This window comes from Synechococcus sp. CBW1108 (genome assembly GCF_015840335.1).
Taxonomy (GTDB): Bacteria; Cyanobacteriota; Cyanobacteriia; order PCC-6307; family Cyanobiaceae; genus Cyanobium_A.
The window spans coordinates 1,529,845-1,547,066 of record NZ_CP060395.1 but is presented as its reverse complement, the minus strand read 5'-3'; the positions used below and the strand labels follow the sequence as shown (position 1 = coordinate 1,547,066).

The 17,222-nt window shown below is 60.4% G+C and carries 29 protein-coding genes and 1 pseudogene; 24 read left to right on the top strand and 6 right to left on the bottom strand.

Going from position 1 to position 17,222, the window contains the following annotated elements:
• Positions 1-57 precede the first annotated feature (57 nt).
• Positions 58-306 (top strand): type II toxin-antitoxin system Phd/YefM family antitoxin, encoded by a 249-nt coding sequence (locus tag H8F27_RS08320; RefSeq protein ID WP_197153097.1) that lies wholly within the window; start codon positions 58-60, stop codon positions 304-306.
• Positions 303-761: a type II toxin-antitoxin system VapC family toxin gene (locus H8F27_RS08315; protein ID WP_197153095.1), complete on the top strand. Its 459-nt coding sequence runs from the start codon at positions 303-305 to the stop codon at positions 759-761. The genes H8F27_RS08320 and H8F27_RS08315 overlap by 4 nt, the downstream gene beginning before the upstream one ends.
• Positions 762-875: 114 nt before the next feature.
• Here H8F27_RS08315 and H8F27_RS08310 read toward each other — a convergent pair whose 3' ends face one another.
• From H8F27_RS08310 to H8F27_RS08300, 3 genes are all read right to left on the bottom strand, one after another.
• The gene (locus H8F27_RS08310; RefSeq protein ID WP_197153449.1) at positions 876-1,397 is read right to left on the bottom strand and encodes a GNAT family N-acetyltransferase; all 522 of its coding nucleotides are present in this window, start codon (positions 1,395-1,397) and stop codon (positions 876-878) included.
• The gene (locus tag H8F27_RS08305; RefSeq protein ID WP_197153093.1) at positions 1,394-1,684 is read right to left on the bottom strand and encodes a DUF1778 domain-containing protein; all 291 of its coding nucleotides are present in this window, start codon (positions 1,682-1,684) and stop codon (positions 1,394-1,396) included. The genes H8F27_RS08310 and H8F27_RS08305 overlap by 4 nt, the downstream gene beginning before the upstream one ends.
• A 185-nt stretch (positions 1,685-1,869) precedes the next feature.
• The gene (locus H8F27_RS08300) at positions 1,870-2,580 is read right to left on the bottom strand and encodes a hypothetical protein (protein ID WP_197153091.1); all 711 of its coding nucleotides are present in this window, start codon (positions 2,578-2,580) and stop codon (positions 1,870-1,872) included.
• 619 nt (positions 2,581-3,199) lie between these two features.
• Between H8F27_RS08300 and H8F27_RS17590 the strand changes: the two genes are divergently transcribed.
• The 3 genes from H8F27_RS17590 to H8F27_RS08290 all read left to right on the top strand — a co-directional run bounded on the left by H8F27_RS17590 (position 3,200) and on the right by H8F27_RS08290 (position 4,429).
• On the top strand, positions 3,200-3,307 hold the full coding sequence (locus H8F27_RS17590; protein WP_231596609.1) for a DUF4351 domain-containing protein: 108 nt from the start codon (positions 3,200-3,202) through the stop codon (positions 3,305-3,307).
• 445 nt (positions 3,308-3,752) lie between these two features.
• Positions 3,753-4,001, top strand: coding sequence for a type II toxin-antitoxin system Phd/YefM family antitoxin (locus tag H8F27_RS08295; RefSeq protein WP_197153089.1), 249 nt, complete (start codon positions 3,753-3,755; stop codon positions 3,999-4,001).
• The gene (locus H8F27_RS08290; RefSeq protein ID WP_197153087.1) at positions 3,998-4,429 is read left to right on the top strand and encodes a type II toxin-antitoxin system VapC family toxin; all 432 of its coding nucleotides are present in this window, start codon (positions 3,998-4,000) and stop codon (positions 4,427-4,429) included. The genes H8F27_RS08295 and H8F27_RS08290 overlap by 4 nt, the downstream gene beginning before the upstream one ends.
• Positions 4,430-4,858: 429 nt before the next feature.
• On the opposite strand, the gene H8F27_RS08285 is transcribed toward H8F27_RS08290, so the two are convergent.
• Positions 4,859-5,047, bottom strand: coding sequence for a hypothetical protein (locus tag H8F27_RS08285; protein ID WP_197153085.1), 189 nt, complete (start codon positions 5,045-5,047; stop codon positions 4,859-4,861).
• 2 nt (positions 5,048-5,049) lie between these two features.
• Between H8F27_RS08285 and H8F27_RS08280 the strand changes: the two genes are divergently transcribed.
• The 15 genes and pseudogenes from H8F27_RS08280 to H8F27_RS18275 form a co-directional block, all read left to right on the top strand.
• Positions 5,050-5,292 carry a hypothetical protein gene (locus H8F27_RS08280; protein ID WP_197153083.1) on the top strand — a complete coding sequence of 81 codons (243 nt, stop codon included), beginning with the start codon at positions 5,050-5,052 and terminating at the stop codon, positions 5,290-5,292.
• A gap of 518 nt (positions 5,293-5,810) precedes the next feature.
• Positions 5,811-6,161: a type II toxin-antitoxin system Phd/YefM family antitoxin gene (locus tag H8F27_RS08275; protein ID WP_231596608.1), complete on the top strand. Its 351-nt coding sequence runs from the start codon at positions 5,811-5,813 to the stop codon at positions 6,159-6,161.
• Complete coding sequence (locus H8F27_RS08270) at positions 6,161-6,535, top strand: type II toxin-antitoxin system VapC family toxin (protein ID WP_197153081.1); 375 nt, start codon at positions 6,161-6,163, stop codon at positions 6,533-6,535. The genes H8F27_RS08275 and H8F27_RS08270 overlap by 1 nt, the downstream gene beginning before the upstream one ends.
• Positions 6,536-7,032: 497 nt before the next feature.
• The gene (locus tag H8F27_RS08260; RefSeq protein WP_370594502.1) at positions 7,033-7,419 is read left to right on the top strand and encodes a DUF2442 domain-containing protein; all 387 of its coding nucleotides are present in this window, start codon (positions 7,033-7,035) and stop codon (positions 7,417-7,419) included.
• Between the two features lie 43 nt (positions 7,420-7,462).
• Positions 7,463-7,624: a hypothetical protein gene (locus tag H8F27_RS08255; RefSeq protein WP_197153079.1), complete on the top strand. Its 162-nt coding sequence runs from the start codon at positions 7,463-7,465 to the stop codon at positions 7,622-7,624.
• A 567-nt stretch (positions 7,625-8,191) separates the two neighbouring features.
• Complete coding sequence (locus tag H8F27_RS08250) at positions 8,192-8,503, top strand: AbrB/MazE/SpoVT family DNA-binding domain-containing protein (protein ID WP_197153077.1); 312 nt, start codon at positions 8,192-8,194, stop codon at positions 8,501-8,503.
• Positions 8,500-8,769 (top strand): hypothetical protein, encoded by a 270-nt coding sequence (locus H8F27_RS08245; protein ID WP_197153075.1) that lies wholly within the window; start codon positions 8,500-8,502, stop codon positions 8,767-8,769. The genes H8F27_RS08250 and H8F27_RS08245 overlap by 4 nt, the downstream gene beginning before the upstream one ends.
• Positions 8,770-9,378 (top strand): DUF2887 domain-containing protein, encoded by a 609-nt coding sequence (locus tag H8F27_RS18280; RefSeq protein WP_370594482.1) that lies wholly within the window; start codon positions 8,770-8,772, stop codon positions 9,376-9,378. It abuts the gene before it with no gap.
• Between the two features lie 356 nt (positions 9,379-9,734).
• Positions 9,735-9,965 carry a hypothetical protein gene (locus H8F27_RS08235; protein WP_197153071.1) on the top strand — a complete coding sequence of 77 codons (231 nt, stop codon included), beginning with the start codon at positions 9,735-9,737 and terminating at the stop codon, positions 9,963-9,965.
• Positions 9,966-9,969: 4 nt separating this feature from the next.
• The gene (locus tag H8F27_RS08230) at positions 9,970-10,443 is read left to right on the top strand and encodes a type II toxin-antitoxin system VapC family toxin (RefSeq protein WP_197153069.1); all 474 of its coding nucleotides are present in this window, start codon (positions 9,970-9,972) and stop codon (positions 10,441-10,443) included.
• Between the two features lie 60 nt (positions 10,444-10,503).
• Positions 10,504-10,848 (top strand): DUF4351 domain-containing protein, encoded by a 345-nt coding sequence (locus H8F27_RS08225; RefSeq protein ID WP_231596606.1) that lies wholly within the window; start codon positions 10,504-10,506, stop codon positions 10,846-10,848.
• Positions 10,849-10,941: 93 nt separating this feature from the next.
• Positions 10,942-11,181 carry a type II toxin-antitoxin system HicB family antitoxin gene (locus H8F27_RS08220; RefSeq protein WP_197153065.1) on the top strand — a complete coding sequence of 80 codons (240 nt, stop codon included), beginning with the start codon at positions 10,942-10,944 and terminating at the stop codon, positions 11,179-11,181.
• Complete coding sequence (locus H8F27_RS08215) at positions 11,178-11,354, top strand: type II toxin-antitoxin system HicA family toxin (RefSeq protein WP_197153064.1); 177 nt, start codon at positions 11,178-11,180, stop codon at positions 11,352-11,354. Before H8F27_RS08220 ends, H8F27_RS08215 begins: the two co-directional genes overlap by 4 nt.
• Positions 11,355-11,618: 264 nt before the next feature.
• Entirely contained in the window at positions 11,619-12,020 is a 402-nt protein-coding gene (locus tag H8F27_RS08210; protein WP_197153062.1) for a hypothetical protein, read from the top strand.
• A 12-nt stretch (positions 12,021-12,032) separates the two neighbouring features.
• Positions 12,033-12,113, top strand: a pseudogene (locus H8F27_RS18275) (hypothetical protein); the annotation flags it as partial.
• A 68-nt stretch (positions 12,114-12,181) separates the two neighbouring features.
• Here the strand turns inward: H8F27_RS18275 and ltrA (H8F27_RS08200) are convergent.
• Both ltrA (H8F27_RS08200) and ltrA (H8F27_RS08195) read right to left on the bottom strand, forming a co-directional pair.
• The gene (ltrA, locus tag H8F27_RS08200) at positions 12,182-13,429 is read right to left on the bottom strand and encodes a group II intron reverse transcriptase/maturase (RefSeq protein ID WP_197153040.1); all 1,248 of its coding nucleotides are present in this window, start codon (positions 13,427-13,429) and stop codon (positions 12,182-12,184) included.
• A gap of 617 nt (positions 13,430-14,046) precedes the next feature.
• Positions 14,047-15,294, bottom strand: coding sequence for a group II intron reverse transcriptase/maturase (gene ltrA, locus H8F27_RS08195; protein WP_197153040.1), 1,248 nt, complete (start codon positions 15,292-15,294; stop codon positions 14,047-14,049).
• 531 nt (positions 15,295-15,825) lie between these two features.
• On the opposite strand from ltrA (H8F27_RS08195), the gene H8F27_RS17580 reads away from it, so the two are divergent.
• The 4 genes from H8F27_RS17580 to H8F27_RS08180 all read left to right on the top strand — a co-directional run bounded on the left by H8F27_RS17580 (position 15,826) and on the right by H8F27_RS08180 (position 17,222).
• Positions 15,826-15,921 (top strand): DUF4351 domain-containing protein, encoded by a 96-nt coding sequence (locus H8F27_RS17580; protein ID WP_231596605.1) that lies wholly within the window; start codon positions 15,826-15,828, stop codon positions 15,919-15,921.
• A gap of 74 nt (positions 15,922-15,995) precedes the next feature.
• Positions 15,996-16,322, top strand: a complete 327-nt coding sequence (locus H8F27_RS08190; protein WP_197153061.1) for a hypothetical protein — start codon at positions 15,996-15,998, stop codon at positions 16,320-16,322.
• Positions 16,323-16,730: a hypothetical protein gene (locus H8F27_RS08185; protein ID WP_197153059.1), complete on the top strand. Its 408-nt coding sequence runs from the start codon at positions 16,323-16,325 to the stop codon at positions 16,728-16,730. It begins immediately after the preceding gene.
• A 246-nt stretch (positions 16,731-16,976) separates the two neighbouring features.
• The gene (locus H8F27_RS08180; RefSeq protein WP_197153045.1) at positions 16,977-17,222 is read left to right on the top strand and encodes a hypothetical protein; all 246 of its coding nucleotides are present in this window, start codon (positions 16,977-16,979) and stop codon (positions 17,220-17,222) included.

Below are 17,222 nucleotides of genomic sequence, written 5' to 3'. Positions count from 1 at the left end.
GGCCTAGATTCTTGGTGACCAGAAGGTCATCTGGTCATTTTGCTGTCGATTCTGGTCATGAAAACGGTTGGTTTGGCGGAGGCCAAGGCCCAGTTGTCGGCATTGCTCGACGCCGTCGAGGCTGGAGACGAGGTGGTGATCACGCGGCGGGGGCAGGTGGTGGCTCGATTGGTGCGCGATCACGGCTATGCCCGTGAGCCTGGCGCCAGTGCCTGGGTGCAACGTCTGCGGCGGTTGCACGCGGAAGCCCCACCCATGGAAGCCAGTGCCGTGGAGTTGGTGCGTGAATTGCGCGACGAGCCATGACTGCCACGGCAGGTGAGCAGGCTGGCCCGGTTTATCTGGATAGCTGCGTGTTGTTGTCGCTCTTCCTGGGCGACAGCGGCTTTGACGCCTCCGAGACGTGGCTGCTCAGCCGCGATGGCACGGAACTTTGGATCAGCCACTGGGTGTTGCTGGAGTTTGCTGGTGTGGTGGCGACATGTGTGCGTCGTGGCCAGCTCACGGCTGAACGGGCCCGATGGATCGAGAGCGAGTTTGAGTGTTTCCGCCAGGAGCGGCTGCGCTTGCTGGAGCCGCGTGGCAGCGACTTTCTGCAGGCCCGCCAGTGGCTCCAGCAGAGCCAAGATCTGCCGCTTCGCTCCGGCGACGCCCTGCATCTCGCCCTGGCCAAGCGCCACAAACTCACCCTGGCCAGTACCGACCGTGGTTTGGGCCAGTGTGCCCAAGCCCTGGACTTACCTCTGCAACTGATCGGCTGACAGACGCGTCTCCAGCCTGCTTGCCCCGCGCCGATGGGCAAGGGCCGCGTAATCGGCATCGGCATCTGTGACGAACTGACTGGCGGAGAACGCCTGATTAGCTGCTGTCTCGATTCAGCGCAAGCTGTTGAGGGTATGGCGAATGTCCTTCAGGAGCAGAACGAGGTGCATGGGATCCGTTGGTGAAAGCTCCCACTCAGGAATCAGATGCCCGTAGAAAGCTCGGGCCTGCTCTGATTCGGCATGCACCAGCAAGCCACGGCAACCAATGGCTTCACTCAAGCCCGCGACCCGTGATATCACATCAGCGAGCAGCGCTGCACCGAGGCCTCGACCTTCATAGCGCTGGTCAACCCCAAGGCGAGCAAGCAAAGCAACAGGCTGGGGATAGCGACAGGCTCCACGGCGGAGGCGCTCGGGCAGATCGGCGATAGCCACGCTGGCCATGCACCACGCGTAAAAGGCAACAACAACCGGCTGATCGACCTCTGACACCACAAAAACGCGCGTGGTTCCCGATCCGTGAGCTTGTCTGGCCATCGCAACCAACCAGTTGGTCTGCTCAGGCGAGCGGCAACGAAAACCATCCAGCTGGTGGTTGGCTGCCAGCTGGACAGGTGGGTTAAACGCGGTCATGCCTGCGGCTGAAACGGCGATGGCCGCTGGAGCAGACAAATAAGACCGGGCAGGTTGCGAGCGGGGAGGTTGTTGATGCGCTCCCACTCCTCCAGCCCAAGCTGATCCAGCACAAACTGCTCACGATTGGCCAGCACGCGCTGGGCGGCGAGTCGTCCCTGGTTCAAGAGGAAAGAGCTTCGGTCGGTGCCGATGACAGCTGCGGCACGATCCAGCAACTCACGGTCGCCGTCCGATGCCCGCAGCTCAATACGACTGGTTTTGGCGGGCTGCTTGGCCGTTGCCATCAGACGAGACCGGTGACGTACGTACACTGTACGGTCAAAAGCATTTGATGCCCGGGCCGAGGAGCTCTTCGAAGGAACTTCCCCCTGCTCCCAACGTGCTGCAACCCCAGAGCTCCCCAAACCTGAGCCGGCCGCCCTGCCCGCCAGGCCGTCGGCTCTTCCACTCTGCTGATTACCCGTAAGATCTAGATCAAACCGATGTCCTTGGAAATATCCATATAACTCTCAATGAGTTCGGCGCCGCCTTTGTAACGGAGCAAGAATTTTTCACCAATGCCATCAAGCTCGCTGGGTTCCCTAATGGCGCCGAATGGGTCGTACCCTTTTCCATACTTGGCCTCGCTGATATACGGCGTCATTGTGATCGCTTGCTCGAATAGCGTCCTCACCTCCTGCTCTGTGATGCAACCGCCGATCAAACCGAATCGCGAGAGAGCTTTGGCAATAATTACTGGGTCAGCTGCCACTTGGTCGGCGTGGACCACGATGGCGTTTGGGGACTCCTGCGCACTTGGCAGGACGACAAGCCAATCGCTATAAATATTGATCAACTGTGCTACCTTTGCCTCTTCTTTGACGCCGGAAAAGAAAACATTGGCGAATACGGCGCCGGGACTTGGCAGCACAATGAATGTCTTAACCTCAATTTGCACAAGTACTTGTGCAAGCTTCGGGTTGTGATGATGATGGATAAATCTTTCCTCCATCACCTCAAGGAGCGGCTCAGAAAAGAATGTGTCAATTGGCCTTGGGGATTGCGCGCCATTTTGCTGTTCTAACTTTCTCTGGTTATCGACAATCAGTAGCAACGCTGCCAGGCAGGTTGAATCGGTATAGGTTCGGCTTGGCAGACCCCCGATGCACATGCATGGATTTGGAAAATCTGGTAGCTTCATATTGTGGAAGAGAGTCAGGAGCTACGCGAGAGGCGATTGGTTGTGCAGGCTGCGGTGGCGGCAGACTTTGACGTTGCGGACTTTGACGTTGCGGCTCGGCTCTGTCTTACTGATGCCCCCCCCTTACGGGCCGGAGATGCCCTGCATATTGCCCTGTGCCAGCGCTTGAAAGCTGTCTGGTCAGTTTCGATCAAGCCATGTGCGCCGCCGCCGCCCATCACCGGGTGACGGTCGAGCTGCTGCAGATGAATCAAAGCACTGGCTGACGGAGAAAGCCTGATTAGCTGCTCCCAATTCGGCAACGTTCAAGATTCTGTACGGACCGTACAGAATTGAGGACTTCCCCATGAGCCGCCAGCGAGGATCCAAGCCCGCCAAGCCCCGCAGGGGCTGCGGCCGCAACCAACGCTCTGAGCCTTGGCAGACCCAGGGCGTCACACACAGCCTTGGGCACGGTGATCTGCCCCTTGGCGGTGAGTGTGGCGACCTCCATTGCCGGCCCCACACGAACCCTTCCATTCTATTGCGCTTCCCCTAGCCACCAGGACCCCCAGCCCGAACAAACAGGCTCTCCAAAGGCGGCGGCACCGATTCCAGCATCCCCCGCGAAGCCGCCAAGATGACTTTTCGCCTCCTCAACCGCCGCTGCGGTCCCTTGAGCGAAACCACCACCGCCCAGATCCTGGCCCTGCTCGACTTCCAGGGCCCGTCCGACCTGGCGTCCTAGCTGGCCGCCAACGGCTGAAAAAGGGCCTTGATTCGGCTGTTCAGAATTCAGTACAGGCTGTACGGAATCGTTCACGTCACGGCTTTCCACCACCCTGAGGAGCTTCCCCTAGGCCGCTCCGACCGGCGCGGGATGTGCCATCTCAAGAGCTCAGCGATAGGCGTGATTGCCTTGTACGCGCCGGCTTCAGTTGCGGTGTGGCGGCGGTTGACAACTATTTCAAGAAAAACTGCCAACAGGCTCGCTGAAGCCCGCAATGTGCGGCTGTTTGTGATGGTGAGTGCCGGGCGAGCCGAATTGCGCGTGCTGCCGATTCCCTCGGAATCGCTGTGGCCCTGTTGGATGCGCTGGCGATGCCGATCCTGATCGAGCGGATCAGTGCCTGAAACCAAGCCAGCCGAGACAGCCACCGCTATACTTGGTCATCTGACCAACTCTCCAGAGGATGCGCAGTTTTAACGTGGCCCAGGCCAAGGCGCAGCTTTCAGCCCTCCTGGATGCCGTTGAATCCGGCGAAGACGTGGAGATCACCCGACGCGGGGTGCCTGTGGCCCGGCTCACCCAGGCGGCCGAGCAGCCAAGGGCGAGCTTTGATCTCGAAGCCTTCCTGGTTGCCACAACAGAACAACCCCTGCACAAAGGAATTGATGCGGCGACTCTGCTGCAGGAGCTGCGCGATGGAGCTCGCTGTTGAGGCGCCTTTATCTCGACACCTCCCTGCTGGTGGCGTCTCTGGTGCACGAAGCAGGCACTGCCGCGGCCGTGGGTTTTCTGCAAGCCCACGCGCAACAGCCCTTGCTGATCTCAGCCTGGGTGAGCACGGAACTGGCCTCTGCCTTGGCTCTGCTGGAGCGCCGCGGTGCGATCACGCCGCAGGAATCTCAAGAAGCCTGGCAGCGGTTTGGGGTATTGCGTGCGAATCGCCTGCAGGACCTACCTCTGGCACCAGACGATTTCGAGGCCGCTGCGCGTCTCTGTCTGGCTCAAGCCCCCTTGCGGGCAGGGGATGCTCTGCATCTGGCTGTCTGCCAACGGCTGAACCTGCAACTGGCCAGCTTTGACCGCGGCCTTTGCAAGGCCGCCGCCCATCACCAGGTGGCCCACCAGCAGCTCGTGATCTGAGACTCTCCATGGAGTTCAGCCAACACGCCCTCGACAAATGCACGCTCTGTGGCGTCAACCCGGAGCTTGTGCGAGACGGCAGCCGGGCTCGGGTGTTCGAATTTCTGCTGGAGGACGATGGCTGTTTCTCGACATCGGTGGGACTCGCCCCCTGTGCCGCCAGGCGCCCCAGCCGGAACAAACCACTCAGCCTCCTGGCGCCATCGAGGCCCGACTACCACCAGACCCCGCACGGGCTGCAGCCCCGCCGCACTCGCCTTAGCATGTGCTGATCATGCACAGATCATCGTGACAGCCGGCAAGGGTCCACAGCACCCCCCAGAGCGAGCCACTGAGAGAGCCACTGAGAGAGCCACTGAGCGGATAGCCGTGTTGATGACACCCACAGAGAAGGCTGCCTATACCGAGCGGGCCAACAGCCTTGGCCTCTCACTCGGGCAGTTTTTCCGTGAGGCGGGAGTGGCGTATGCCCACCGCAACGCTGAAGCCGAAATGCGCTCCCTCGCGGAAGCGGTAGCCCTCGAAGCTGCCCTCAGGCAGCTGGAACTCAGCACCAGCCGCACCGAACAAACCCTGGATGTGGCACTGGCTGAGGTGAGAGCTGCCTTGGGCGCTCAACCATGAGCGTTTCAGATCGGGTTCTCTCGGCTCTCACCACCGTGATCCGGATGAACGACAAGGTGGAAGAGATGGCTGGGCTGATGAAGGAGCAGCAACGCCGCCTCGACGATCTCCAGGGCCGGGTGATCCGCCTGGAAACGGTGCTCGAACTGGCCCTGCATCGATCGTCAGGGACTTCCGGCCGGTTGCTGGAAGCCGATGGCGATGTCGATCCTGATCGAGCGGATGAGTGCCTGAGATGAGCGACGACGTTCTGGTCAACCACTCGGCGCTTACCTGAACGCCTAATTCGCAAGGCCTAGTTCCCCCCTCTCTATTTGCAGCTGTGCAGGAGTCTGTACAGCTGTACAGATTCAAGGAGGCGGCCAAATTGTCATGGCGGCTGGCTTCCATGCGCGGCGACAATTAGGCAACGCGCCCGCCTACGTAGTTGACACCGGGCACCACGCGATGAACAGCTTGACTTCATCACCCTCGCCCTCGGGATGACTCGCAGCTGAAGCGTTGGTAGCCGGTTCCGCTGCTGCAGACCCTGGAGCCACGCACCCCGGACGGGTGGAGTTGCCACTGCCAGTGCCGCCCGCCCCGATGAGGATAGGGCTCAGCAGGGAGCAAATCATGGTGATCGCCGGCATTCCCATTGAGGAGATCCGCCACACTCGGGCGGTATAGGACTGGCTTGCTGAGGGCAGCCAGGAGGGCAAAGCCCAGGAAGCAGCCAAAGCCACCCTCCGCCAACTCAACCGCCGCTGCGGACCCCTTGAGCGAGGCCACCACCGCCCAGATCCAGGCGCTTCCTTTCGCCAACCTGCAAGCCAACAGCCATTTCTGGCTAAGATGGCTAATAGCTGAGGCGATGGCCGTGCAGGTGAACATGCTGGATGCCAAGAGCCAGCTGTCGCGGCTGGTGAAGGCAGCCCTGGCCGGTGAAGAGGTGATCATTGCCAGCCATGGCAAGGCCCAGGTGAAGTTGGTGCCGTGCGCGTCGGCTGCCGGCCTGAAGCAGTTGGGCGCTCTGGCTGCGGCCTCTCCCGAGCTCCTGGCCAGCCAGGTGGATGCCGCCTTCGCTGAGGCTGTGGATCAGCAGGTGGCCGAGCTGTTCAACAGCTGATGCGGCTGTTGCTCGACACCCAGGTGATGCTCTGGTGGCTCCTCGACGATCCACGGCTGGGATCCAATACACGAGAGTTGTTGGCCGCCAGCCCCTGCCTGGTGTCGGTCGCCAGCATCTGGGAGGTGGCCATCAAGCACCGCCTCGGCAAGTTGGACGTGACACCGGCCGCCTTCCGCGATCAGAGCCTTGGCGCCGGTGCTGCGCTCTTGCCGGTGCTCGATGCGCATGTGATTGAAACCGCCCAGCTGCCCCTGGTGCATCACGACCCTTTTGATCGGCTATTGATTGCCCAGGCGCGGGTTGAGGGGCTGATGGCCGTGTCATCCGATGGTCACTGGCCCGGCTACGCCGTGTCGTTGCATCGCGTCTGAGCAGCTTCCCCCTAAGCCACCAGGAGTCCCAGCCCGTCCACCGCCAAAGCGCTTGCCGCCCTCCCGAAGGGTTGCGCCGCTTACGGGTGGGTCACTACCGCGTTGTGCGCATCGGCCATCGCGCCGGAGGCGCTTTCCTCGCACTGACGTCGCTACCGCCGGGATCCGCGCCCGGCCGCCAACGCCTGATTCGGCAGCTGTTCAGGATTCTGTACAGCTTGTACGGAATCGTTCACGCCACCCGGGTTTCGTGCCGCATCCGGAGCGGTTGTGACTGAAACGGTGCTGATCACTGGACGAGGAATGAAGACGAGGAAGGAACACGATGCCTGAGGCCGAGATAGCGCACACCAACCCATCCAGCACCCCCGGGGAGTGTGGATCATAATGACTATGATGATGTGGCTTAAGAGGAGGGCGCTTGTCACCCACCGTCTTTCGTGAGGGTGAATTCCGTTTTTACTTCTTCTCTCGGGAGGAAAGTCGGATACACGTTCATGTCAGCCACCCCGACGGCAAGGCGAAGTTCTAGCTTGCCCCCTCTATTGAGCTTGCTCGAAACATCGGCCTCTCTGCAACGAAGCTCGGCCAAGCCGAACGCCTTGTTAAGTCTCGTCAACAGGAGATTATCAATGCCTGGAACGATCGCTTTGGACGCTGAGGTCACCAACATCTCAGGGCATTGCCTCTGGGTTTTGGTTGACGACGAAGAGCTGGCATTACCCTTTTCTGAATTCCCTTGGTTCAGATCGGCGACGATCGATCAGGCTCTGAATGTGGTTCGGCCATCTAGTTCACATCTTCACTGGCCTGATCTTGACGTTGATCTTTCGTTAGAATCAATCCGTCACCCCGGTCGTTACCCTCTTAAGGCGAATTTCTGACTAGATGTTCTGATTTGGTGCTGCTCACGCTGCCAGTGCGGTGGTGAGTGATTCCGGCATCCCCCGCGAAGCCGCCAAGGTCACCCTCTGCCAACCCAACCGCCACTGCGGCCCCTTGAGCGAAACCACCGCCGCCCAGATCCTGGACCTGCTCGACTTCCAAGGCCCGGCCGACCTGAGCTCCTGGCTGGCGGGAAACACTTGAGACGACCCCTCTGTTTTGCAACTGAGCAGGAGTCTGTACAGCTGTACAAACTCAAGGAGGCGCCCAAATTGGCATGGCGGCTGGCTTCCCCCTGAGCCGCCAGGCGCCCCAGCCCGAACAAACCGCTCTGCCTCCAACCGCCAATGGGGTTCCAGATGCATCAAGCCCCGCCTGGCGGCGCATCTGGAAGTGGTGGTGATCACGCCACCTGCGGGTGTTTCTGGGGGAGGTGCACTGGATCAGCCTGGAGGATATGAGCCAGCCAGATCTCGACCCCCTGCTGAACCTGCTCATACTGCCAGTGCGGCCATGATCTAGACAAGGTTTTACCGCTTATCTGGTGTACCGCTTATCTGGTGTACCGCCTATCTGGTGCAACGTTTTCCTGAACTCACCGAGCAGCAAATCATGGAGATCGCCCGCATTCTCTGAGAAGAAATCTTTCTTACCAGGGCGGTGCAGGACGGGCTTGCGGAGGGGCGCCAGGAAGGCGAACCGGCCCTTGTCGCTGGAGCTGGTCGCACAAGGCGGAACCGCCTTACACTGGGCTCAGCTCCTGCTTCGGCCATGCGGTTACCACCGGCACGTTCAGGCAGTGCAACCCTCACGGTCACCACCAAGGGCCAGGTGACCTTGCGCAAGGAGCTGCTTGCCCATCTCGGCGTTGAGCCCGGCCAGCGGATTGACGTGGAGGTGCTGCCCGGTGGGCGGCTCGAGCTCCATGCCGAACAGGCCACCGGCACGATCAACGGTTTCATCGGGCTACTGGCCGGGCGCAGCAAGCATCGAGCCAGCTTGCAGGAGATGCACGAGGCCATGGAGGCTGGTTGGGCCGCGCTGTCCAGCAGCGAGCGCAAATCAGGAAGCGCAAGCCTGTGAAGATCACCGCCGACACCAACGTGCTGGTGCAGGCAGAGTTGGTGGCTGTTCCACTGCCGGTGCTGTGCGAACTGGTGTGGGTGCTGCGGCGGGTGGATCGCTCAGCTGTGGGCATCGGGCTGCAGCTCCTGGCCGCCGGTGGTGACTTCGCTGATGGAGTGATTGCCTATGGAGGCCGCCAACTAGGCAGCGAACAACTGGTGACCTTCGACCAGGAGGCCGCGCGTCTTCTAGCTGCAGTCGGTGAGCCTGTGATTCTTCTTTGAGTGCATCAGAAGGACTACCCCCTGAGCCGCCAGGCGCCCCAGCCCGAACAAACCGCTCAGCCTCCTGCCGCTAACGAGGCTCCAAACCCACCAAGCCCCTCACGGGCTGCAGCCCCAACCCCAAGCCGCGTCTACCTTTTCGCCAGCAAGCGCCCGCAGCCAGTGAACACCGAGCACTGGTATTACCGCGTCTTCCAAAGTGCCCCCGACCTGATCCGTGAGCTGCTGCCGGGCTCAGCGGCCGCCGCCAACGCGCTGGGCCTCGATGGTGTTTTGTGGCCGCGCCAAACCACGGGCTGCGCCGAAACCGGCAGCCCGGAGTTTCCGGTGGTGCTGCTGAAAGTGCAGATGCACCCAGATCAAGGCTTCCAGCGCCGCCTGGCGGCGCAGAGCTGTCGGTTTCTTCAGAAGCACCCACAGGTGGAGCATCTGGAAGTGGTGGTGATCACGCCACCTGCGGGTGTTTCTGGGGGAGGTGCACTGGATCAGCCTGGGGGAGCTGAGCAAGCAGCCAGAGCTCGACCCCCTGCTCAACTTGCTCACACTGCCGGTGCGTCCCGAAAGCGAGCTGGCCGCCAGCAGTCGGCAGATTGTGGCCAGCCGCCCTGATCTGAAAACGATTGTGCTCCCTATGGTGGCTCAACGGTTTCCCCCCGGACTTCAGTGCGGAGCAAATCATGCCCCGAGTTTGGTGGCGACTGGCCTTCCAGTTGGATCAGCGGCTGGGCCAAGACTTGATGGTTGCCCAGGCCATGACAGGAGCACGACACATCTGGTGTCAGCAGCCCCCTCCCCATCCGCATCTACACCCCCGAAAGCCGCCTGACTGGCCGCCCACTCCTGAAAGCACCGTCCGGCCTTCTTTACAGCCTGTACTGCGAGTTTCTGTTCACCCCCGCCAACGGAGCTCCAACTTCACCATGCAGTTGGCGATGGCATAATGAGATCAGTTGGAGCGAAGTAAAATGCCATCACTCAGCTTGCGAGGGTTGTCGGAGCAGACCTATGAGGGCCTGCGGCAGCTCGCCACCAACAACCACCGCAGCATGCAGGAGCAGGTGCGGCTCCTCATTGAACGGGAGGTGCGCTACGCCCAGGTGGGTGGGGTGGAGCGGGCCCGGCGATGGCGTTCGCTGCTGGCTGGGCGCCATTTCCCAGATCTAGCTGCCGACATTCAGGCCGACCGCAGCCGCTGAAGCGATGACGGCATCAGCTCAGACAGCCTCAGCACAGATCCAACCCGACGCTTTTGTACTGGATACCTCTGCCCTGCTGAGGTTTTATCTGGCCGATGGACCATTGCCCCCCTCATTGGAGCTCGCCATGCAACGGGGGTGCAGTGGCGATGCCTTGCTGTTGATTCCCGATCTCTGCCTGCTTGAGTGCGCTTCTGTGCTGTTGAAACAGGTGCAGCGCCAGCTACTCAGCTTGGATGAATGCCGTGCTCTGCTTGCGGATCTGCTGCAGCTGCCGCTTCGGCCCACCAGCGCCAGCGAACTGGCTTTAGCAGCGCTGGAGCAGGCTATAGCCCTTTCTCTAAGTGTGTATGACGCTAGTTTCCTTGCTCTGGCGCTCAAACATGACGCACTTTTAATCACAGCAGACAAACAATTGGCCAAGGCAGCGGCTTCCCTTGGTTGCCTCGCGGATGCCGAGCTGGTGCAACGCAGCTGAGCCCCCAGCAGGCAGCAGATCCTGGCCAGCCGCCCTGATCTGGACACGGTTGTGCTGCCTATGCTGGTTCAACGGTTTCCTTACTTCAGTGCGGAGCAAATCATGGTGATTGCCGGCATTCCCATTGAGGAGATCCGCCACACCCGGGCGGTACAGGACTGGCTTGCTAAGGGTCGCCAGGAGGGCGAAGCCAAAGGCCGCCAAGAGGGGCTCCAGGAGGGCGAAGCCCGCGAAGCCGCCAAGATGACTCTCCGCCAACTCAACCGCCGCTGCGGCCCCTTGAGCGAAGCCACCATCGCCCAGATCCAGGCCCTTCCAGTGGAGAAGCTGGAAGCCCTGGCGGACGCCCTGCTCGACTTCCAGGGCCCGGCAGACCTGGCGGCCTGGCTGGCCACCAATACCTGAGCCACCAGGCGCCCAGTCCGAACGCCCCAATGGGCAGTGCAGCCAAGTTTTCCTGGGGCTACAATTCAGTAATAAAAGGAGCTTCAGAGCATGATGACGCCTGCCAACAACAATTCACAAAGCAGTTCTGAAAGCAAGCCCGCAAGCGAATCGTTTACTTACTGGCGCGAATCAGATGGCCGCTTCCTCGGCTACCTAAATGCTTACCCTGCCCATTGGACGCAGGGTGATGATCTCGAGGACTTGAAAGATCAACTGCTTGACTTGTATCACGAATTCTCTAAAGATGACTTGCCCGGAATTCGCAAGGTTGGTGAGCTTGTTGTCGCTTGAAGCGGTCCGATCTGATCAGAGAGCTAGAGCAAGCCGGATGTGTTCTCCTGCGCCATGGAGCGCGACACGACATCTTTCACCAACCCCAAACTGGGCGCACCCAGCCTGTGCCGAGGCATCGCGAGATCAACGAAATTCTTGCTAAAAAGATCATCAGAGATCTGACGATCTGACGCTACATAACAAGGCCTATATGCATTGGTGGGACTTCCCCCTGAGCCGCCAGGCTGCCCAGCCCGAACAAACCGCTCTGCCTCCAACCCCCAAAGAGGTCCCAATCCCTCCAAGCCCTGCACGAGCTGCAGCCCAAACGAGCGGGTGCTCTCCGACAAGCTCTTCTACTGGATGCACGGCTCGCTGATGCCGGTGGCTACCGGTTTTCAGCACCTGCATTAAAAGAGCGCCCCGAGCTGCCAGCCCTGATCCTGGAAGCCCAGATGGGGCCGGATCCCGGTTTTCTCCGGCGCCTTTATGCCGAATCAGCGCGGCTTCTGCAGCAAGAGCCCAGCATCTACGCCTGGCAGGTGGTGGCCGAATTTCTGGCTTGCCGGGTGCAGTGGGTAGAGCTGCTGCCAGAGCGCTGGCGGGCGGGGGCATCCAAATTCCATCGCCTGCTGGCACTGCTGGTGCGCTCGGAAGCAGCCAGTCCAAGCGTGGACAGTGCTGAGCTGCTCACGCTGATCCCCACCTTTCTGTTGAAACGGTTCAACGATCGCCCCCTGCAGGAGATCTGCACCATGACTGGCCTCACCGTTGAAGACTTCACCCAGAGCGTCGCCTACCGAGAGATTTTCGGGCTGGGCAAAGCCCGCGAAGCCGCCAAGATGACCATCCGCTAACTCAACCGCCGCTGCGGCCCCTTGAGCGAAGCCACCACCGCCCAGATCCGGGCCCTACCAGTGGAGCAGTTGGAAGCCCTGGCAGCCGGGTAGCCCCGGGGAACTTCCCCCCGAGGCCCCCACAGATCCGGACGTGACACTCTCGCGTCATCCGGCTCCTGTCATCCAGCCGCAACACCAACACCACGCCAGTGAGCAAAAAGATCCCGCCTCTCCTGAGCGATCCTCGCCAGTACTTGCCGGCTGCGGCGGTCATGCCGCAACAACCGGCTGTGTTTCTGACGCAGCCATGCGCTTAGGTGCTCATTGAGATAGCCAAATAGCTTGGCCCTCAGTTCGGTTGGATAAAAACGTCCGTAATACTGAATCCAACCCCGCAGGATCGGATTCAGGAGCCGGGCGATCTCCTCCAAAGGCAAAAACATCCGCCTACGCAGATGCATTTTCCTGATCCTCTCTCGCATGCGCTTAAGCGCCTGCGGACTCACCGCCGGGAGGAAGCTCGTGAAGATCTCCCCATAGCGGTTCCTGGCCATACGTGGTCGGAAGCAAAAGCCGAGAAACGTGAACTGGATCTGATCGAACTGACCACGGCGGCTGCTATCCTTGCAATAGACCACTTTGGTCTTCTCAGGATGCAGCTGTAACCCGCAGGAGGTAAATCGCTCCTGCAAGGCATCCATGAGCCGTTCAGCCTCAGCTCGGCAGTGACAGTGACAGATCACATCGTCTGCATAACGCTCAAACGGGACGCGGGGAAAACTCCGCCGCATCCATTTGTCGAACGTGTAGTGCAGAAACAGATTGGCCAGTAGGGGGCTAATGACACCACCTTGAGGCGTGCCACTGGTCCGGGGCTGAAGGGACCCATCCGGCAATTCCACCGGAGCCTCCAACCAGCGCCGCAGATACAGAACAACCCAGCGCTCGGACGTATGGAACTGGATGGCCCGCATCAGGAGGTCATGATCGATTGAATCGAAAAACCCCTTGATATCAAGATCCACAACCCAGTCGTACTTCCAGCAGCGCTTACGGCAGCTCTCCACAGCCTGGTGGGCCGACTTGCCCGGTCTGTAGCCGTAGGAGTCCTGATCGAAGATCGGCTCCAACTGGGGCTCCAGCATCTGCTTGACCACCATCTGCGCGATGCGATCAGCCACCGTCGGAATGCCCAGAGGGCGAACTCCGCCGTTGGATTTGGGAATCTCAACACGCCGAACCGGCGGCGGGAAGTAACTCCCGGATGCCATCCGATTCCATAGCCTATAGAGATTGTTCTCCAGATCCTTAGCGAAGTCATCCAGGCTCTGACCATCCACGCCGGCCGCATTCCCGTTCCGTTTCACCTGCTGATAGGCCTTCCAGACCATCGCCTTGGTGATCGGTAGCGGCTTGTCCGGGCTCATCTCCTTCCTCCTGCCAATGGCAGTTGTTGAGTTGATCCGGACGGGATAACACAGCCCCTTTGCTCCAGAGCCATTACAGCTCCTTCATCACTACTACGGGCTGATCCGCCCCTGGCATGGGTCTTGGTATTCGCCCTCGTGGTTGTGGCCACTTGTGGCTTTCCCTTTACACCCCATGACAGGTTCCCACGTTCCACATCGAGGCCTGTGATGGGCTCATGTCGCCTGAACACCGGCTGCCGCGTGGACCGTAAGCAGGTAACGTCCACACTGATCCGGGTGCCGCCTACCTGCACCCGTTTTGACAGCATCTGGAAGACTTTTCGATGCGTCAGCGGCGATTCGCTGTTGCTCATCTTCCCATCACTCACCTGGCAGCTCGAGGCCGCCTTTTCCCCATCGCTCACTACCGCAGCTCTTAACCACAGCAGCATGGGGTGGTTTGGAGCCTGCCCCTGCAGGCCGGCTCCGGGAGGCCACACTCCCATCCTCGATGTAGTTGCGTCAGTGCTCATAAAGAACATTTGACTCGTGGCACAAGCCGGGTAGCCCCGGGGAACTTCCCCCCGAGGCCCCCACAGATCCGGACGTGACACTCTCGCGTCATCCGGCTCCTGTCATCCAGCCGCAACACCAACACCACGCCAGTGAGCAAAAAGATCCCGCCTCTCCTGAGCGATCCTCGCCAGTACTTGCCGGCTGCGGCGGTCATGCCGCAACAACCGGCTGTGTTTCTGACGCAGCCATGCGCTTAGGTGCTCATTGAGATAGCCAAATAGCTTGGCCCTCAGTTCGGTTGGATAAAAACGTCCGTAATACTGAATCCAACCCCGCAGGATCGGATTCAGGAGCCGGGCGATCTCCTCCAAAGGCAAAAACATCCGCCTACGCAGATGCATTTTCCTGATCCTCTCTCGCATGCGCTTAAGCGCCTGCGGACTCACCGCCGGGAGGAAGCTCGTGAAGATCTCCCCATAGCGGTTCCTGGCCATACGTGGTCGGAAGCAAAAGCCGAGAAACGTGAACTGGATCTGATCGAACTGACCACGGCGGCTGCTATCCTTGCAATAGACCACTTTGGTCTTCTCAGGATGCAGCTGTAACCCGCAGGAGGTAAATCGCTCCTGCAAGGCATCCATGAGCCGTTCAGCCTCAGCTCGGCAGTGACAGTGACAGATCACATCGTCTGCATAACGCTCAAACGGGACGCGGGGAAAACTCCGCCGCATCCATTTGTCGAACGTGTAGTGCAGAAACAGATTGGCCAGTAGGGGGCTAATGACACCACCTTGAGGCGTGCCACTGGTCCGGGGCTGAAGGGACCCATCCGGCAATTCCACCGGAGCCTCCAACCAGCGCCGCAGATACAGAACAACCCAGCGCTCGGACGTATGGAACTGGATGGCCCGCATCAGGAGGTCATGATCGATTGAATCGAAAAACCCCTTGATATCAAGATCCACAACCCAGTCGTACTTCCAGCAGCGCTTACGGCAGCTCTCCACAGCCTGGTGGGCCGACTTGCCCGGTCTGTAGCCGTAGGAGTCCTGATCGAAGATCGGCTCCAACTGGGGCTCCAGCATCTGCTTGACCACCATCTGCGCGATGCGATCAGCCACCGTCGGAATGCCCAGAGGGCGAACTCCGCCGTTGGATTTGGGAATCTCAACACGCCGAACCGGCGGCGGGAAGTAACTCCCGGATGCCATCCGATTCCATAGCCTATAGAGATTGTTCTCCAGATCCTTAGCGAAGTCATCCAGGCTCTGACCATCCACGCCGGCCGCATTCCCGTTCCGTTTCACCTGCTGATAGGCCTTCCAGACCATCGCCTTGGTGATCGGTAGCGGCTTGTCCGGGCTCATCTCCTTCCTCCTGCCAATGGCAGTTGTTGAGTTGATCCGGACGGGATAACACAGCCCCTTTGCTCCAGAGCCATTACAGCTCCTTCATCACTACTACGGGCTGATCCGCCCCTGGCATGGGTCTTGGTATTCGCCCTCGTGGTTGTGGCCACTTGTGGCTTTCCCTTTACACCCCATGACAGGTTCCCACGTTCCACATCGAGGCCTGTGATGGGCTCATGTCGCCTGAACACCGGCTGCCGCGTGGACCGTAAGCAGGTAACGTCCACACTGATCCGGGTGCCGCCTACCTGCACCCGTTTTGACAGCATCTGGAAGACTTTTCGATGCGTCAGCGGCGATTCGCTGTTGCTCATCTTCCCATCACTCACCTGGCAGCTCGAGGCCGCCTTTTCCCCATCGCTCACTACCGCAGCTCTTAACCACAGCAGCATGGGGTGGTTTGGAGCCTGCCCCTGCAGGCCGGCTCCGGGAGGCCACACTCCCATCCTCGATGTAGTTGCGTCAGTGCTCATAAAGAACATTTGACTCGTGGCACAAGTAGGCGAAGCCTTCTCCGCAGGAGTTGCCCTGCTCGACTTCCAGGGCCCAGCCGACCTATCCGCCTGGCTGGCGGCCAACAGCTGAATCGATCGGTGACCGGCTCAGCCTTCGCAACCCTGCCTACGATCTCTTTAATAGTTCCTGGCAGCCCAACCGCCATGACGGCCTTCACCTACGAGCGCGATCTCGACCATCCGGTGTCGGCGGAAGTTGAGCAAACGATCCGCGACGTTTTGAAGGAACTCCTGAGCAGCCAGGGCCTGGAAGGGGTGCTGGTGAATCCAGGGCTCGACCACGATGGCGATCCGGTGCTGTTCGTTCACCTCAAGTTCCGGCTTGTGAAGCCTGGCATCGACCCAGAAATTCTCAGCCAGAGCACCATCTCCGTGAGCCGCGCTCTTTGGAAAATGGGGGAGCGCCGCTTTCCGCACCTCCGCTACGACTTCCACGACGACCAGCGGATCCTGGGCACGGAGAACTGGTGAGTGGCTCTCTCCAGTGATCTGATCGCAACGGCCCGCCAGCTGGCCAACGTGCATCAGCGCCGGCCCCGGCAAGCTGATCTACGGCGATCCATCAGCACGGCTGCCACCCAGAAATCCGCTGCTTGGATGCGGGTGCATCGAAACCTCAACCACCTGACGGCCAAGAAAGCCTGCAGCCGCCCGGAGCTCCAGGGTTGTTCCCAAGGGTTGGCACAATTTCTTGCGGCCTTCCCGCGATTACAGGAACTACGGCACCAAGCGGATTACGACCCAGCGGCTCGCTTCAAGCAGGGAGAAGCCTTGAGCGCTGCTGATGATGCTGAACGCGGCCTGGCAGGGCTCCAAGCTGCCCCACGCGATGAACAGCTTGACTTCATCACCCTCGCCCTCGGGATGACACGCAGCTGAAGCGTTGGTTGCCGGCTCCGCTGCTGCAAACCCTGGAGCCATGCATCCCCAGGCGGGTGGAGTTGCCACTGCCAGTGCCGCCCGCTCCGATGAGGATTCGGTGGTCCTCCCTATGTTGGTACAACGATTTCCGGAGCTCAGCAGAACGAACAAATCATCGCGATGCCTGCATGACCGTTCTCATGATCGATGCATGCGAAATGCATGCTTAAGGATTAAACTTGGTCCACTGCGTTGGATGTGTCGATGCCGTCGCTTCAGATCCGCGACTTGCCAGACCCCCTGCATCGTTTGTTGCAGCGGCGAGCCAGCCTGAACAAGCGCAGCCTCAGCCAGCAGGCCCTGGTGGATCTGGAAGCACTGGTGGGTGGTGATCCCCGCCAGCGGCGCCTGCTGGCCCTGGAGCGCATCGCGCGGCACTGGCAAGGGCGAGAGTCGCTGGCATGGCAGCAGGCACCGGAAGATCTGATCCGCGCTGATCGTGAACGCTGA

Coding starts and splice junctions, on each gene's coding strand:
- H8F27_RS08300 (WP_197153091.1), bottom strand. CDS start 2,580: ATGAAGCTACCAGATTTTCCAAATCCATGCATGTGCATCGGGGGTCTG.
- H8F27_RS08280 (WP_197153083.1), top strand. CDS start 5,050: ATGAGCGTTTCAGATCGGGTTCTCTCGGCTCTCACCACCGTGATCCGG.
- H8F27_RS08270 (WP_197153081.1), top strand. CDS start 6,161: ATGCGGCTGTTGCTCGACACCCAGGTGATGCTCTGGTGGCTCCTCGAC.
- H8F27_RS08220 (WP_197153065.1), top strand. CDS start 10,942: ATGACGCCTGCCAACAACAATTCACAAAGCAGTTCTGAAAGCAAGCCC.
- ltrA (WP_197153040.1), bottom strand. CDS start 15,294: ATGAGCCCGGACAAGCCGCTACCGATCACCAAGGCGATGGTCTGGAAG.
- ltrA (WP_197153040.1), bottom strand. CDS start 13,429: ATGAGCCCGGACAAGCCGCTACCGATCACCAAGGCGATGGTCTGGAAG.
- H8F27_RS08305 (WP_197153093.1), bottom strand. CDS start 1,684: ATGGCAACGGCCAAGCAGCCCGCCAAAACCAGTCGTATTGAGCTGCGG.
- H8F27_RS08295 (WP_197153089.1), top strand. CDS start 3,753: ATGCGCAGTTTTAACGTGGCCCAGGCCAAGGCGCAGCTTTCAGCCCTC.
- H8F27_RS08180 (WP_197153045.1), top strand. CDS start 16,977: ATGCCGTCGCTTCAGATCCGCGACTTGCCAGACCCCCTGCATCGTTTG.
- H8F27_RS08320 (WP_197153097.1), top strand. CDS start 58: ATGAAAACGGTTGGTTTGGCGGAGGCCAAGGCCCAGTTGTCGGCATTG.
- H8F27_RS08310 (WP_197153449.1), bottom strand. CDS start 1,397: ATGACCGCGTTTAACCCACCTGTCCAGCTGGCAGCCAACCACCAGCTG.
- H8F27_RS08315 (WP_197153095.1), top strand. CDS start 303: ATGACTGCCACGGCAGGTGAGCAGGCTGGCCCGGTTTATCTGGATAGC.
- H8F27_RS08260 (WP_370594502.1), top strand. CDS start 7,033: ATGTCAGCCACCCCGACGGCAAGGCGAAGTTCTAGCTTGCCCCCTCTA.
- H8F27_RS08230 (WP_197153069.1), top strand. CDS start 9,970: ATGACGGCATCAGCTCAGACAGCCTCAGCACAGATCCAACCCGACGCT.
- H8F27_RS08190 (WP_197153061.1), top strand. CDS start 15,996: ATGACGGCCTTCACCTACGAGCGCGATCTCGACCATCCGGTGTCGGCG.
- H8F27_RS08225 (WP_231596606.1), top strand. CDS start 10,504: ATGCTGGTTCAACGGTTTCCTTACTTCAGTGCGGAGCAAATCATGGTG.
- H8F27_RS17590 (WP_231596609.1), top strand. CDS start 3,200: ATGACTTTTCGCCTCCTCAACCGCCGCTGCGGTCCCTTGAGCGAAACC.
- H8F27_RS08210 (WP_197153062.1), top strand. CDS start 11,619: ATGGGGCCGGATCCCGGTTTTCTCCGGCGCCTTTATGCCGAATCAGCG.
- H8F27_RS08250 (WP_197153077.1), top strand. CDS start 8,192: ATGCGGTTACCACCGGCACGTTCAGGCAGTGCAACCCTCACGGTCACC.
- H8F27_RS08235 (WP_197153071.1), top strand. CDS start 9,735: ATGCCATCACTCAGCTTGCGAGGGTTGTCGGAGCAGACCTATGAGGGC.